Raw genomic sequence first — 14,014 nt, forward strand, 5'->3', positions numbered from 1 at the left:
GCCTACTCCCCGTCGGGGTCCAGTGGGCGGATCTGCGGCTCGGGATCGCCGCCCTGCAGCCTGCTCCGGTTGTTCGTCCAGGTCTTCACCGCGCGGGCGGTGTACTCGGTCAGGGCCGCGACCGTGACGACATCACCGAGGATCGTCAGCACGAGTTGCAGGTCGGGCCCGAGCCGCCCCGGGGTCCCGTCCGTGCCGGACTGTTCGTCGATGCGCAGGTGCCGCCCGGAGAGCAACGCCTCCAGCGGCTCTTCGCGCTCCAGCCACGTCTTCAGAGCTCTGACGTCGTCCGCGGTCGCGTTGCCGCCCAGCCGGACGCGCACGCCTAAGACAGCCACTCGGTCCCCCTCTGTCATACCCGACATCATGACACCGGGTCAGGCTCGGCGGCAGACCTGTGACGTGACCTGCGAAAGCGGTTGCACGCCCCCTTTCGCGCCACGCGCACACGGCGCACGCGGCTCAGGCCAGAAGTGTCGAACTCGGTCAGCACTGCCGCCGCACAGCACGTGCCGGACGGACAGGGCGTACCCGCGGCTGGATGCCCGCCGCGCAGGGGCGGGAATCAGCCAACGGAGTGATCACACACTCCCTGACTCTTCACCCGTGCTTCACATGAGGCGCACTGTTCAGCTGCGGGGCCGCACCGGGGGGACGTCATTTCAGCGGCCTTCTGCCCTCATGAAGCGTTCAGGCCATTCCTTCAGCCGACCGACCCGTATGTCGGCTGTTCGACTATGTTCTACGCCTATTGCCATACGCACACGGGGCAGAACGACCAATCTGCCCCATCAGGCGCCCGCCGACAGCCGGGAGCCTCACCAGGGGGAAACATCGCTCATGCCTTGTCGCTGCCTTTCATGCACACCGATGTGACCTGTGGTGGTCCCTCGCCGGTGCACGCATGCCCATTCCCGGCGGAGCGCCTGAAGATGACGCGTGCGGTCCTGAGCCAGCTCTTCCTCGAACAGGAGTACCTGACTTCATGCGCACATTGATACGTTTCATCGCCCCGGCGGCAGCCCTCGTCTCCGTTCTCGCCGTCACCCCGCAGGCCAGTGCCGCCGGCCACGCCCCCTCGGGCAGCAGCATGCGCGTCCCCGGGACCGGTGTCGCGTTCTCCGAGAACGGAGCCCGTGACGCCCGGACGCGTGCGATCGCGGCGGAGAACCCTGCCGCCGTCAGCGCCACCGCGACCCTGTGCGGATCCGGATATGAACTCGAGGCCGCCGAGCAGCTCCCGGACGCCCGCCGGTTCGGCACCCTGTTCACCTACACGAAATCCACGACCAGCATGTCGGGGGCCTGCGCGGTGTTCGACAACAACCTCGGCACGGCGAAGCGCATGAAGCTGAAGCTGTGCCCGAACAAGACCGGCGTCGCCTGCAAGGTGGACGAGGGAACCTACTCGCAGTACGCGGGCCCGGTCAAAGGCGAGGGCAACCACGACGCCGGCTGGAACAACTGCTCCCGGGTGACCGCGATCATGTGGTCGAGCGGTGTCGCGATCATCGACCGGGCCAGGTTCGTAGCTCCCTGCGACTGACCCTTCCTTCGCGCCGGCGAGGCGTCGCCGGGCAGCTCGGTTCACGGAGGCCGGGTGAACGCCGCCCCGTCCGCGATGCGTGTCCCGGTTCCGGCGGGCGTCTGCAACTGCCGCAGCTGGCGCTGCACATGGTCCAGCGCGCCTTCCCGTCGCCCGGGCACCCGTCCGCGCAACGCGGCGAGCGCTGCGCCCAGTTCGCGGGCGGGTGCGGTGTCGTGGACCTGGCCCCACTGGTGGTGCGCCCGGTCCACGGCGGCCTCGACGGCGGGGGCGTCCGGGGCCTGCCCGGCGTTCAGGCGGGCGGTGGCGATCATCAGCCAGGTGCGGCAGCTGCGGGCGGCGTCCCCGGCGAACATCGCCAGGTCGGCCCGCACCTCGGCCCAGTGCAGGGCCTCTTCGGACGCGGGCCCGTGCGCGGCGACGGCGAGCTGCTCGTGCCGGGCGGCGAGCGCGTCGGCCTCCGTGTGCCGGCCTGACTGGACGGCTGCGGTGATGGCGGCGTGCGGATCCCCGCCCGCCGGGCCCGGGGTGCTCAGCACCAGGTCCGTGCCCGCGCTCTCCGGCGCGATCCGGGTCAGCGCCTGCTGGTGCAACTGCTCGGCCGGCGGCCGGAACCCGCTGCGCAGGATCGTCGCGACGGCCTTCATGTACGCCGGCTGCGCGACCCTGCGTCTGGACGGCGGTGGCGCGATACGGCCGTGCACGGCGTTGCCGCGGCCCGAGTCCAGCGGGGTGCTCCGCAGCAGCTCCCAGGTCTCGGCGTCGGCGTGCAGGTCGAGCAGGAGGGTCGTGGCGCCGGCGGGCCTCAGCCGCAGCTCCTCCCGGAACCAGTGCCAGGGGAAGGCGGTGTAGCGGGCGGTGGAGGCGGTGGTGCGGGCCAGCGCGAGGTGGGGCAGGCGCTGCCGGCGGTCCAGCTGGAGCTGGCCGGTGACGTACACGGTGAGGGGGCCGGGTGCCGCGGCGGCGGCGCGCAGCCGGGTGAGGACGGCCTGCGGCTCCAGCGGGTCGGCGAGTTCGACGACGTTCGCGGTGTCGGTGCCGGACAGCACCGCGGGTGCCACGGCGGCGAGGACGGGGAGCACGGAGGCGGCGTCCACGAGGCGCCCCTTGCCCACCGGCGAGGCCGCCAGCAGCAGCACGGTTCCGGGCATCGCCCCACCCCCTGTGTCGATCACGTACGCCAGCACCGTAACCGCTGCGGCTGCGAAGGAGGGTCTCAGGACCGCAAACGTCCGCCTTCGGGGGCTTCGCTCCCCGGTCTCCGGTGGGCCGGAGCCCTGCGCACGGCGAACACGGTCGTGTCGTCGGCGAGGTGCCCGCCGCCGTGCCGCAGTGTGCCGTCCCGTACGAAGGCGGCCAGGCGGGCGGGTTCGGCCACGCCCGGGTCCTCGGCGACGGCCCGGGACACCTCGTCGGCGAGCGGATAGAAGGACCCGGCGCCGTCCCGGGTCTCCGTCACGCCGTCCGTCACCAGCAGCACCGTCTCGTCGCCGGCGACCCGCCACCGCCGGGTCCCGGGCGGCCCGGGCGCCAGCTCCCGGCAGCCGAGCGGCAGTCCGGCCCCGGCCGACAGCGTGCGCACCCCGCCCGGCCCGACGGCGAGCGGCGGATCGTGCCCGAACAGCAGGACGTCCACCGCCTGCTGCTCGTCGTCGGGGAAGGCGAGCAGGACGGCCGTGGCGAACCTGTCGCCGTCCGAGCGGCCCAGGGCGACGGTGTGCCCGCGGTGCCGGATCATCCGCGTCTCCAGCCGCTCGGCGACGGTCGCCAGGTCCGCCTCGTGGTACGCGGCCTCGCGGAACGTGCCGAGCAGCGCGGCCGCCGCCTCCACCGCGCCCAGGCCCTTGCCCTGCACGTCGCCGACGAGGACGCGGGTGCCGTGCGGGCCGGGCTGGATGTCGTAGAAGTCGCCGCCGACGCGGGCGTGGGCGTCGGCGGTGAGGTAGACACCGGCATGGTCGAGGCCGCCCCAGCCCGGCGGCAGCGGGCGCAGCACGGTACGGCGGATGGTGTCGGTGACGTCCCCCATGTGCAGCGCGCGGTGCTCGTCGCGCACCCGGATCGCGCAGGCCAGGACGGCGAGGATGCCGCCCAGGGCGACCAGGACGAAGTCGCCGCGGCCGGCCCGGTACTCGTGCGGCCAGGCGCTGTCGGCGACGACGTACGTCACCAGCGAGACGACCGCGAACAGGGCCGTGCCCCACACCCCGCAGAGCGCTGCCGCGATCCCCGGCACCAGCACGATCCAGGAGATCATGCGGAACTCGCCGATGGTGTGGTAGTCGGCCACCGCGATGGCGACGAGCAGCAGCAGCGGCGGCACCCAGGCCACGCTGCGGCCCCGCACCCGCAGCAGCTCCTGCCGCCGCACGACGTCCCGGCCCCCGGCCCGGGCGTGCCGGACGAGCGGGCGCTGCCCCCTGCCGTGGCGGCTCACGGCCCCAGCGAAGCACGGGGCCGCAGCGGCCGCATCCCGTTCGGGCCGCTCCGCCGACTTGCCACCGGCTGCCCGCCGGTGTGCCCTGGTTCCAGGGGCAGGGACAGAGAGGAGAGCTGTCATGGCTCATGCGGCACCCGCCTCACGCAGGATGATCACCAAGCGTCGCAGGCCCGACGTGTTCGGCCCGCGGGTCCACGCCGCCGTGAAGGTCGGCCTGCCCGTGGTGCTCGGACTGGTCTACGGCTTCTGGGCCGCGGCCAACCAGCGTCACGGCGGACCCATCACCGGCTGGAACCTGCTGTTCGGCTTCGTCACGGCGCTCGTGTTCGCCGTGCTGTTCGCCGCCGTGTGCGCGCTGGCCCCGCGGCTGCCGCGCGAGCTGCACGCGTTGTGCTGGTTCGTCTTTTCGGGCTGCGCGGTCGGCTTCCTCTACAGCCAGACCGGCGCCTCCGCGTTCAGCTCCAGCGGCCTCGGGCTGCTGGTGGGGGCGGCCGTCCTCGCGATGGTGTTCTACCGCTACTACACACACGAGGACGCCGAGGGCCGGCGGATCGGCTGACGGGGACCGGGACACCCGTTCGGGTGAGTCCGCCGGAGGGCCCGTGACGGCCGCTTCCCGCAGGTGGAGTGTGCTGCGGCGCGACCGGACGCCGTCGCAGCGCTCGCGGGCCGGGCCCGGGGCGTCTTGCCTGGAGGGGTGTCCGAGCGAGACCGGGCGCCCGTAGCCGAGAAGGCGCCCCCACGATCGCGGAACGTCCTGTCGGCCGTTCTGCTCACCCTGGCGTGCCTGCTGGTGCCGTTCGGGGCACTGGCGTCCTGGGCGGCCCACGGGCTCACCGACACCGGCCGCTGGGTCCGGACGATGGCACCGCTCGCCGCCGACCCGGATGTGCGGGGCGCGGTCGCCCGGGCCGTCGCGGACGGCGTCCTGCGGGAGGCCGCGCCCGCGGCCGGCTCCGCTGCGCCGCGTGGGGAGATCGGCCCGTTCGTGCACGAAGCGGCGCGCTCCTTCACCCGCACCGAGGCGTATCGCACGGCCTGGGACGCGGCGAACGAGACCGTGCACGACGCGGTGCTGCGCGCCCTGCGCGACGACGGCTCCCGCGGAACCCCCGTCACCGTCGACGCCGCACCCGTCATCGCCCGCGTCAAACAGCAACTCTCCGACGACCACGTGCCCTTCGCCCACCGCATCCCGGTCACGCATGCGCGGGTCCCGGTGCTGCCGGCCGAGGACGTGGACCGACTGCGCAAGGGGTACCACGTGCTGGACACCGCCGCCTTCTGGCTGCCGTCGGCCGCCGCCGTCCTCGCGGTCGCCGGGATCGCCGTCGCCGCGTGCCGCCGCCGCGCGGTCACCGCCCTCGCCCTGGGCACGGCCCTGGGAGGCGCGCTGCTGGTCCTCGCCGTCGCGATCGGCCGCCGCCTCACCCTCGCCGACCTGCCCGACGCCCTCCACCGCCCGGCCGCGGGCGCGGTCTACGACGCGCTGACGGCCACCCTGCGCACGGTGTCCTGGCTGCTGTGCGCGGTGGGCCTTGCGGTGGCGGCCGGTGCCTGGATCACGGGCCGGTACGGTCCCCGGCTCGCCGCGCGGCGACGTGCGCGAGGGTCCGCAGCGCCCGTCGCAGATCCGGTTCCGGCGCCGACGCGAGCCCGAGCCTGACGGCGTCGGGCGTGTGCCCCGGGGCCACGGCGAACGCGGGGCCGGGCGTGACGGCGATGCCGTGCGCGGCGGCGGCGGCCGTGAAGGTGTCCGCGCGCCACGGGGCGGGCAGCTCCCACCAGGCGAAGTAGGACCCCGGGTCGGACCGCACGGTGAAGCCCGCCAGTTCCTCGGCGAGGATCCGCTGCCGCCGTACCGCGTCCGCCCGCTTGACCTCCACCAGCCGCGCCACCGTCCCCTCCCCGGTCCACCGCACGGCCGCCTCCAGCGCGAACCGCCCCGCGCTCCACCCGCCCGACCGCACGGCGTCGCCCACCGCGGCGACCCGCTGCGGCGGCACGACGAGGAACCCGGCGGTGAGCCCCGGGGCGACCCGCTTGGAGAGCCCGTCGACGACGTGGGTGAGGGCCGGGGCGTGCACAGCGAGCGGATCACCTGGCTCCCGGAGGAAGGACCAGATGCGGTCCTCCACCACCGGCAGGTTCAGATCGTGGACCAGCTGGGCGAGTTGGAGCAGCCGCGGCCGGGTCGTCGTCAGGGACGTGGGGTTGTGCAGGGTCGGCTGCACGTAGAGGGCGGACAGCGGCGCCGAGCGGTGCGCGGCCGCGACGGCCTCAGGGAGCAGCCCGGCCGCGTCCCCGGCCAGCGGCACCAGGGTGATGCCGAGCCGCACCGCGATCTCCTTGACCAGCGGATACGTCAGCTGCTCCACCCCGACCCGGCCGCCCGGCCGGACCAGCGAGGCCAGCACCGCGGCGATGGCCTGCCGGGCGTTGCCGGTGAACAGCAGCCGCTCCGGGGCGGGGCGCCAGCCGGGGGTGGTGAGCAGCGTGGCCGCGGCCTCCCGGGCGGCCCCGGTGCCGGTGGCGGCGGCCGGTAACAGCGCCTCGGCCAGCACGTCGGGGCGCAGCAGCGGCGCGAGGACCGGGGCGAGCAGCTCCGGCTGGCCGGGCGCGACGGGGTAGTTGAGCTCCAGGTTCACGGGCGCGGCGGCCGGACCGGGCTCGGTGAGCGCCTGCCCCGCCGGGCCGTCCGGAGCGGCCCGCACGAAGGTGCCGCGCCCGACCTCCCCGACGACCAGCCCGCGCCGCACGAGTTCGCCGTAGACCCGTCCGGCCGTGGACGGGGCGATACCCCGCCGGCGTGCGAACGCCCGCTGCGGCGGCAGCCGTTGGCCGGGCCGCAGCCGGCCGGTGGCGATGTCGTCGGCGATGCGGTCGGCGATACGCCGGTAGTCACTCATCAGCCGGTCTCCCCCTTGGATTGCACCGAGAGCAAAGATCTTATTGCACCGAGTAGTTGGGCGGCCTAGGGTCGACGTCATGGCACCCTTCCTCGCATACGAGGACAAAGGCCCCGACACGCATCGGGTCCCCCTGGTCCTCGTCCACGGCCATCCCTTCGACCGCACGATGTGGGCCCCGCAGCTCGCGAACTTCCCGGGTACCCGCCGCGTCGTCGCCCCCGACCTGCGCGGCTACGGCGCCTCCCCCACGACCCCGGCCGTCACGGACTTCTCGGACTTCGCCCGGGACGTCGAGGCCCTGCTGGACGAGCTGGGCGTGGAGTCGTTCGTCCTCGCGGGCCTGTCGATGGGCGGGCAGATCGTCATGGACTGCTACCGGCTGTTCCCCGAGCGGGTCCGCGGCCTGGTCCTCGCGGACACCTTCCCGTCCGCGGAGACCCCCGAGGGCGTGCGCACCCGCGACGCCATGGCGGACCGGCTCCTCGCCGAGGGCATGCGCGGCTACGCCGACGAGGTCCTGGGGCGCATGGTCGCCCCCTACGCGTCCGCCGAGGTCAAGGCGCACGTCCACGGCATGATGACCGCCACCGCCCCCGAGGGCGCCGCCGCGGCCCTGCGCGCCCGCGCCCGGCGCCCCGACTACGGCCCGCTGCTGCCGCGCGTCCGCGTCCCGGCCCTGGTCGTCGTGGGAGCCGACGACACCTTCACACCCGTCTCCGACGCCCTGGCCCTGCACGCGGCCCTCCCGGACGCGGAGCTGCACATCGTCGAGGGCGCGGCCCACATGCCCAACCTGGAACGCCCGGAGGTGTTCGACGCCGCACTGGAGGAGTTCCTGGCCCGGGTCGACGCCCGGCAACCTTCCCCCGCCCCACCCCGTCTTTGAGGGAGGATTCGCCTGTGAGGGAGGATTCGGGCATACCTCACCGCGAACGGAAGGCCGGGCCTTGGACACCGCCGCTGCCGAGTGGACCGCCAGGGACGACGGGCGGGAGCACCGCCCGCCCGGACGGCGGCTCGGCGCCTGGTGTGCCGCCCTGCTGTGCGCCGGAGTGAGCGTGGTCGTCGGCTTCCGGGCCGCCGACAGCGACGGCATCACCCCCGTCCCGCAGCTCCTCGCGTTCCTCCCCTGGCTGCTCGTCCCCACCGCCGTGGCGCTGCTGCTCACGCTGCTGTCCCGCTGGTGGCCCGGCACGGTCTGGGGCGTCGTCCTGCTCGGCCTGCTGGCCTGGTTCATCGAGCCGTACGGCAAGGCCGGCGACCCCGTGGGCCGCCCGGTCGCCGATCTGCGCGTGCTGACCTCCAACGTCGAGTTCGGTCAGGGCACGGCCTCCCTCGTCACCGCCGTCCGCCGCGAGAAACCGGACGTGGTCTTCGTGGAGGAGTGCGACTACGCGTGCGACGCGCTGCTGAAGCGGGACCTCTCGGCGGACTACCCGCACCGCCGGGCCGTGGAGGGCGGAGGCTCCGAGGGCTCCGTCATCCTCAGCCGCTTCCCGCTCCGGCCCACCGGGGGCGTACCCGGCACGATGGGCATGCCCGGGGCGGTCGCCGACGTCGACGGGCACGCCGTACGGCTCCAGCTCGCCCACCCGATGCCCCCGCTGCCCGGGCAGGTGGACCTCTGGCACCGGGAGCTCGCCGCCCTGCGCGAGGCGGCCACCGCCGACCCGGGCACCCCCCTCGTCCTGGCCGGGGACTTCAACGCCTCCCAGGACCACGCGGCCTTCCGCCGCATCCTCGACACGGGCCTGCGCGACGCCTCCCGGCTGGACGGCGCCGACCGTACGGCCACCTGGCCGGCCCGGACGGCACCCACGCTCGGCGTGCAGATCGACCACGTCCTGGTCTCGGAGGACTTCGGCGCGAGCCGCACGCGCATCCTGGACCTGGCCGACACCGACCACCGTGCGGTCATCACGGACCTCACGCTCCACGAGGGCCGCTGACCGGGCCCGGTCGGCACGTTCCGCGGACACGGATACGGCCGCCCCGCACCAGCAGGACGGCCGTATCCGCATGGGGTATCAACGGGCCGACTTCTCCAGGGCCTTGTCCATCGCCGCCGCCAGGCCACTGGCCCACAGCCGGTCGACACGGGCCCGCTCGGCCGCGTTCGGGTTGGCGTTGGTGCAGGACGGGCCGGGGCCGCCACCGGACATCAGCTCACTGCACGGGCCCTGGTAGTGGTCGGGAAGACCGAGGACGTGACCCGTCTCGTGGGCGGTGACCCGCGTGGAGTCGTACTGCTGGTTCTGCCGGTAGTCCAGGAAGATGTAGCCGTTGCCCCGGCCGTCGGTGGAGGCGTACGAGCCTCGGGAGTCGTTGCCCTCCCGGTAGCTGAAGTCGGCCGCCGACGCGGAGCCCGACTGGAGCTTCACGTTCGACACCGAGCTGTTCCATATCTGGGTGCTGCGCGCTATCTGCGTCCGGAACGTGGGCGCGCGGGAGGCGTCGTAGACGACGGTGACGGCCGCGGCGGCGCTCGGGTTCTCGGCACGCTTCTCGGCTACGGACGCGAGGACGGCCTGGAAGAAGGCTCTCGCGTCGGAGTCGGCGGATCGGGAGGAGGCGGCCGACGGGGCGACGAACCCGGCGTGCGGCTCGGTGACCGGGGCCGCCGCGGCGGGAACCGCCGTGCCGAGACCGGCCGTCACGAGGCCGAGGCCGAGAACCGCCAGGGCGGACGTGGTCTTTCGCATCGAGAACTCCTTGGGTGGGGGTTGAGTCTCACCGGTGAGTTTCGATGCCTGTGCGGCGCCTGTGATGATGGCAACCAGGGATAGGACGACGCTATCGGCTGCCCAATTCACCTGGTTCAGCGATGAATTATGTGGCTGGTTAACGCCGCGATTCCGCCTTAGCCTCACAGGGCATGGAGCTCGAGGTGAGGCACCTCCGCGCGCTGTGCGCCATCGCCGACACCGGCAGTCTGCACCGCGCCGCCCGGCAACTGGGCGTGGCCCAGCCGTCGTTGAGCACACAACTGCGCCGCATCGAGCAGGAGCTGGGCGGCGTGCTCTTCCTGCGCTCCCACACCGGCTGCCGCCCCACACCGCTGGGCCGCCTCGTGCTGAGCCGCGCCCGCCCGCTGATGGCCGAACTGCACCTGCTGGTCACCGAGGCGAGAGCGGCGGCGTCCGGCGGCGCCGAGCTGCGCATCGGCTCGACGGCGAGCAAGGCCCTCGCGGGCTGGCTGCGCCGGCTGCGCGCCCACGGCCGGAACCCCAGCCTCCATATGAACGTCTCTCCCAACGCCCTGCTCCGCATGGTCGCCGACGGTCAGCTCGACGTCGCCTTCGTGCACGAGGTGGAGGGCTGCCCGCTGCGCATCCCGGCGGAGCTCCGGCTGCGCGTCCTGGTCGAGCGCGAACCGCAGTGCGTGTCGCTGCCCGTCGACCACCCGGCGGCCGTGAAGCAGGAGGTGGAACTGGCCGACCTGGCCGGTGACCGCTGGATGATCGATCCCACGGTCGACGGCGAATGGGACGCCGTCCAGCGGATGTTCCGCGCCGCCCGCGTCAGACCGCACGTCCTGCACGGCGACTACCACACGGCCGACGCCCTGGTCGCGACCGGAGAGGTCGTCACCGTCTGCCAGCCGACCCGCGCCCCCCGCCCCGACATGGCGGTACGCCGCATCAAGGGCGACCCGCTCGGCGTACGGCTGCTCGCCGCGGCCCGCACGGAGACCGACCTGGACGGCGTCTACCCCGCGCTGGAGGAGGCGTACGGGGAGGTCGCGCGGCAGGCACCGGCGTACCGGGAGTGGCAGGAGCGGGAACGGCCGGCGCCCGGCGGCCCTCTCGGACCCCCGAGTCCGGCCCTCCCCTGAACCGCCGGCCGCCGGCGTGAACCGCTCGCCGCCGGACGTCTCAGACGCCGATGTCGCACCCGTCGGCACGCCACACGGCCACGACGGCCGGACGGACGTAGGTCCCGGGCCCGTCGGGCCAGGTGCTGGCGGGCTTCTCCACCGACGCGCCGTCGATCTCGCCCGGGTGCTGCACGGCGACCAGGACCCGCCGGTCCTGGATGATCGGGCCACAGGTCTCGGCGCCCTTCGGCACGGTCAGGAACTGCTTGAGCTCGCCGCGCCGCTCACCCCGGGTCGCCACACCGAACAGGCCGTCGTGCGAGCCGAGCTGGGCGCCGTCGGTGGAGATCCACAGGTTGCCGTAGGGGTCGAAGGCCACGTTGTCCGGGCAGGAGATCTGGCTGACGGCGTCCTTCGGGAACCCGGCGAAGTAGGTCGCCGGGTCGTCCGGGTCACCGGCGACCAGGAACAGCGACCAGGCGAAACGGGTGCTCTCGGGCCGGTTCCAGCGCTCGGTGAGCTCCAGCACGTGCCCGTGCTTGTTGGCGTTGCGCGGGTTGGCCTCGTCCGCCTTGGCGTTGGAGCCGACGCCCCGGTTGCTGTTGTTGGTGAGGGCGACGTACACCTTGCCGGTCACCGGGTTCGGCTCGATGTCCTCGGGCCGGTCCATCTTGGTGGCGCCCACCTTGTCACCGGCGAGCCGCGTGAAGACGAACACCTCCTCGGCGCTCATCCCGTCCACGTGCGAGACGGCGCCCTTCGCGGTGGCGGTGGCCAGCGGAATCCACTCGCCGCTCCCGTCGAACTCGCCGTCGTTCGGCAGCTTGCCCGTGCCGTCGATCTCGATGGCGGGGGAGTCACCGGTGAGCTTGGCGACGTACAGCGTGCCCTCGTCGAGGAGGGAGAGGTTGTGCTCGCGCACGGACCGCGACGAACCGTGCCGCATCCGCTTGCTGCCGACGAACTTGTAGAAGTAGTCGAAGCGCTCGTCGTCACCGGAGTACACGACCGGACGGCCGTCGCGGGTGAGCCGCACGGTCGCGGCCTCGTGCTTGAACCGTCCGAGAGCGGTGTGCTTGCGGGGCGTGGAGGTGGGGTCGTACGGGTCGAACTCCACGACGTAGCCGAACCGGTGCACCTCGTTGGGCTCCCGGGCGACGTCGAACCGCTGGTCGAACCGCTCCCACTTCCGCTCGCTGGCCCCGGTCCCGATCCCGTACCGCTTGTCGGTCGCCCGGCTGCTGTTGGCGAAGTACTGGTTGAAGTTCTCCTCGCCGTGCAGGGTCGTGCCCCACGGGGTGACACCGCCGGAGCAGTTGTTGAGGGTGCCGAGCACCTTGGTGCCGGTCGGGTCGGCGGAGGTCTTCACGAGCTCGGACCCGGCGACGGGGCCGGTCAGGCGGAACTCGGTGGTGGCGGTGACGCGCCGGTTCAGCTCGTGCCGGCGGACGGCGGTGAGCTTGCCGCTCTTGCGGTCGCCCTCCACCACGACGGCGGACAGCCCGTGCGCCGCCCAGGCGATCTCGGCCTGCTCGCGGGTCGGGTTCGCGGCGTCGTAGCCGCGGAACATCAGGATCTCGTCGGTGTACTCGTGGTTGGCGACGAGCAGCTGCCGGTTGCGCTCCCCGGGCAGCGGGAGCAGGGCGAGGAAGTCGCAGTTGTACCCGAACTGCCCGGCCTGCGCCTTCGCGGTCTGCTTCTCCGGGTCGAAGGCGGGCGCACCGCGCAGGATGGGCTCGCCCCAGCGGATCACGACGTTCTGCCGGTAGCCGTCCGGCACGGTCACCGCGTCGGCGGTGTTCGGCTCGACGGGCGCGAAGCGCAGCCCGCGCGCGCCCTTGTGCTTGCGCCGGGCGGCCTCGGAGGCGGCAGCGGCGGACGGGGCGCCGGTCGCCGGGGCGGCGGCGGCCCGTGGAGCCTGCGCGACACCGGCGGCACCCGCTCCCGCGGCGGCCACGGTCACCACGGCCGCGGCCCGCATCATCGACCGGCGGCCGATCGCACCGGCGATCACGTCACCGACGTACTCGTTGGAGCTGGTGTTGGGCACCTCGTGGAAGCAGGCGTCACCACACCGGAAACGGCAGGTCATGGCGGACCGGCCGCCGGGGTGTGAACCGGACAGCGTTCCGATCAACGGCAGCAGCTTGCGCACTTTGCTCTCTCCTTGGATGCCCTTGGTGTCAGCGTGACCGTAGGGGCACATATGCGCGAGAGCCGGGCGCCCTGGTGAACAACGGATGAACCCCCGGCCGCCGTACGGGGGTTGCGACGATCAAGCCCGGCGACACCTGCACCGGCCGGATGTCTCCTTGACAGGGTGAACCCGGCACAACAGACCCTGCCCAAGATCACACAGGAGGGCCGCTAACCTTACGTGTCCGTCCTGGCCAGGGATTGACGGCTTCAACTCACGCGAAGGGTTGCGCGCACATGGGCATTCTCACTCGGTTGCGGAACGCGTTCGGTCGGTCCCGCAAGTCACGGACCGCCGAGGCGGAGGGTGCGGCGCGGACGACGACCGCCGTTGAGACCGGCGGTTCCGAGGACCGGGCCGGCGGCGAAACGCCCGCACCTGCCGACCGGACCCCGGCAGCGACCCCCGCCACGGACCCGAAGGTCCCGTCCCCCTCCCCGGAACCGAACCCCACGCCCAAGGCCGGCGTCCCCGAGCCCCGCACGTCGTCATCCGACTCCGACGAACACGATCTGGTGTCGGCGGCCTTCGACAACGTGACCGTCCCGAGGCCGACGCGCTCGGCGGAGGGGGAACGGGCGAGCGGTGAGGGGAAGGGGGGTGCGGAGGAGCCGGCTGCGGCTGCGGGGCCGGCTGTCACGGAGGAGGCGACGGCGGGGAAGGCGGAGGCCGAGCCCGAAGCCGAGACGGCGTCTCAGGCCCGGGCCGAGGTGACTTCGACGGAGGAGCCGGAGTCGATGTCCTCGGAGAAGCCTGAGGACGACCCGGCGGCGGACGACGAGGCTCAGTCCGAGCCCGCGCCCGCGACGGCGACGGCGACGGCGAAGGACACGAAGGCAGCAGCCGAGGCTGACGCGCAGCCTGAGGCGGACGAGGCGGAAGCGGACGCGAACGCTGCGGCCAAGGCCGGCGCACCGGCGGAAGCGGAAGCGAAGCCGGAAGCGAAGCCCGAGCCGAAGGCAGAGGAACCGGCAGCGGCAGAGGCCCCCGCGGCTGCGCCGGCGACGGACTCGAAGCCGGCAGCCGAGGCGACGCCCGAGCCCAAGCCGAAGCCCGAGGCCGAGCCCAAGGCCGAAGCCGAGCCCAAGGCCGAAGCCGAGCC

13 protein-coding genes are annotated in these 14,014 nt (G+C 73.5%); 7 read left to right on the forward strand and 6 right to left on the reverse strand.

Annotated elements, in window-relative coordinates:
* Positions 1 to 2 precede the first annotated feature (2 nt).
* The gene (locus tag GTY56_RS00185) at positions 3 to 338 is read right to left on the reverse strand and encodes a hypothetical protein (RefSeq protein ID WP_346345387.1); all 336 of its coding nucleotides are present in this window, start codon (positions 336 to 338) and stop codon (positions 3 to 5) included.
* Between the two features lie 647 nt (positions 339 to 985).
* Between GTY56_RS00185 and GTY56_RS00190 the strand changes: the two genes are divergently transcribed.
* Complete coding sequence (locus GTY56_RS00190) at positions 986 to 1,546, forward strand: hypothetical protein (protein ID WP_161361271.1); 561 nt, start codon at positions 986 to 988, stop codon at positions 1,544 to 1,546.
* A gap of 41 nt (positions 1,547 to 1,587) precedes the next feature.
* Here the strand turns inward: GTY56_RS00190 and GTY56_RS00195 are convergent, their stop codons facing one another.
* Both GTY56_RS00195 and GTY56_RS00200 read right to left on the reverse strand, forming a co-directional pair.
* On the reverse strand, positions 1,588 to 2,697 hold the full coding sequence (locus GTY56_RS00195; protein ID WP_161361273.1) for a hypothetical protein: 1,110 nt from the start codon (positions 2,695 to 2,697) through the stop codon (positions 1,588 to 1,590).
* Between the two features lie 65 nt (positions 2,698 to 2,762).
* Entirely contained in the window at positions 2,763 to 3,983 is a 1,221-nt protein-coding gene (locus tag GTY56_RS00200) for a PP2C family protein-serine/threonine phosphatase (protein WP_346345388.1), read from the reverse strand.
* Between the two features lie 121 nt (positions 3,984 to 4,104).
* Here GTY56_RS00200 and GTY56_RS00205 point away from each other — a divergent pair, with 121 nt between their 5' ends.
* Complete coding sequence (locus GTY56_RS00205; protein WP_161361277.1) at positions 4,105 to 4,545, forward strand: hypothetical protein; 441 nt, start codon at positions 4,105 to 4,107, stop codon at positions 4,543 to 4,545.
* A 138-nt stretch (positions 4,546 to 4,683) separates the two neighbouring features.
* Positions 4,684 to 5,652 (forward strand): hypothetical protein, encoded by a 969-nt coding sequence (locus GTY56_RS00210; protein ID WP_346345389.1) that lies wholly within the window; start codon positions 4,684 to 4,686, stop codon positions 5,650 to 5,652.
* Here the strand turns inward: GTY56_RS00210 and GTY56_RS00215 are convergent.
* Positions 5,549 to 6,895 (reverse strand): aminotransferase-like domain-containing protein, encoded by a 1,347-nt coding sequence (locus GTY56_RS00215; protein ID WP_161361279.1) that lies wholly within the window; start codon positions 6,893 to 6,895, stop codon positions 5,549 to 5,551. The two genes, GTY56_RS00210 and GTY56_RS00215, sit on opposite strands and share 104 nt — an antisense overlap.
* A gap of 79 nt (positions 6,896 to 6,974) precedes the next feature.
* Here GTY56_RS00215 and GTY56_RS00220 point away from each other — a divergent pair, with 79 nt between their 5' ends.
* Both GTY56_RS00220 and GTY56_RS00225 read left to right on the forward strand, forming a co-directional pair.
* Positions 6,975 to 7,784 (forward strand): alpha/beta fold hydrolase, encoded by an 810-nt coding sequence (locus GTY56_RS00220; RefSeq protein WP_161361281.1) that lies wholly within the window; start codon positions 6,975 to 6,977, stop codon positions 7,782 to 7,784.
* Between the two features lie 61 nt (positions 7,785 to 7,845).
* Positions 7,846 to 8,847: an endonuclease/exonuclease/phosphatase family protein gene (locus GTY56_RS00225; protein ID WP_161361283.1), complete on the forward strand. Its 1,002-nt coding sequence runs from the start codon at positions 7,846 to 7,848 to the stop codon at positions 8,845 to 8,847.
* Between the two features lie 78 nt (positions 8,848 to 8,925).
* On the opposite strand, the gene snpA is transcribed toward GTY56_RS00225, so the two are convergent.
* The gene (gene snpA, locus GTY56_RS00230; RefSeq protein WP_161361286.1) at positions 8,926 to 9,600 is read right to left on the reverse strand and encodes a snapalysin; all 675 of its coding nucleotides are present in this window, start codon (positions 9,598 to 9,600) and stop codon (positions 8,926 to 8,928) included.
* A 173-nt stretch (positions 9,601 to 9,773) separates the two neighbouring features.
* Here snpA and GTY56_RS00235 point away from each other — a divergent pair, with 173 nt between their 5' ends.
* The gene (locus GTY56_RS00235) at positions 9,774 to 10,733 is read left to right on the forward strand and encodes a LysR family transcriptional regulator (protein ID WP_161361287.1); all 960 of its coding nucleotides are present in this window, start codon (positions 9,774 to 9,776) and stop codon (positions 10,731 to 10,733) included.
* A gap of 40 nt (positions 10,734 to 10,773) precedes the next feature.
* Here GTY56_RS00235 and GTY56_RS00240 read toward each other — a convergent pair whose 3' ends face one another.
* A complete protein-coding gene (locus GTY56_RS00240) occupies positions 10,774 to 12,870 on the reverse strand; it encodes an alkaline phosphatase PhoX (RefSeq protein ID WP_161361289.1) in 2,097 nt (698 codons plus the stop codon).
* A 779-nt stretch (positions 12,871 to 13,649) separates the two neighbouring features.
* Here GTY56_RS00240 and GTY56_RS00245 point away from each other — a divergent pair.
* Positions 13,650 to 14,014: hypothetical protein (locus GTY56_RS00245; RefSeq protein WP_524540061.1), on the forward strand; the 365-nt coding region annotated here is incomplete at its 3' end.

It is taken from the genome of Streptomyces sp. SID5643 (assembly GCF_009872555.1).
Taxonomy (GTDB): domain Bacteria; phylum Actinomycetota; class Actinomycetes; order Streptomycetales; family Streptomycetaceae; genus Streptomyces; species Streptomyces iakyrus.

Bases quoted from the DNA above. Each gene is read 5' to 3' on its own strand.
- GTY56_RS00195 (WP_161361273.1), bottom strand. From the start codon at position 2,697: ATGCCCGGAACCGTGCTGCTGCTGGCGGCCTCGCCGGTGGGCAAGGGG.
- GTY56_RS00205 (WP_161361277.1), top strand. From the start codon at position 4,105: ATGGCTCATGCGGCACCCGCCTCACGCAGGATGATCACCAAGCGTCGC.
- GTY56_RS00190 (WP_161361271.1), top strand. From the start codon at position 986: ATGCGCACATTGATACGTTTCATCGCCCCGGCGGCAGCCCTCGTCTCC.
- GTY56_RS00220 (WP_161361281.1), top strand. From the start codon at position 6,975: ATGGCACCCTTCCTCGCATACGAGGACAAAGGCCCCGACACGCATCGG.
- GTY56_RS00215 (WP_161361279.1), bottom strand. From the start codon at position 6,895: ATGAGTGACTACCGGCGTATCGCCGACCGCATCGCCGACGACATCGCC.
- GTY56_RS00235 (WP_161361287.1), top strand. From the start codon at position 9,774: ATGGAGCTCGAGGTGAGGCACCTCCGCGCGCTGTGCGCCATCGCCGAC.
- snpA (WP_161361286.1), bottom strand. From the start codon at position 9,600: ATGCGAAAGACCACGTCCGCCCTGGCGGTTCTCGGCCTCGGCCTCGTG.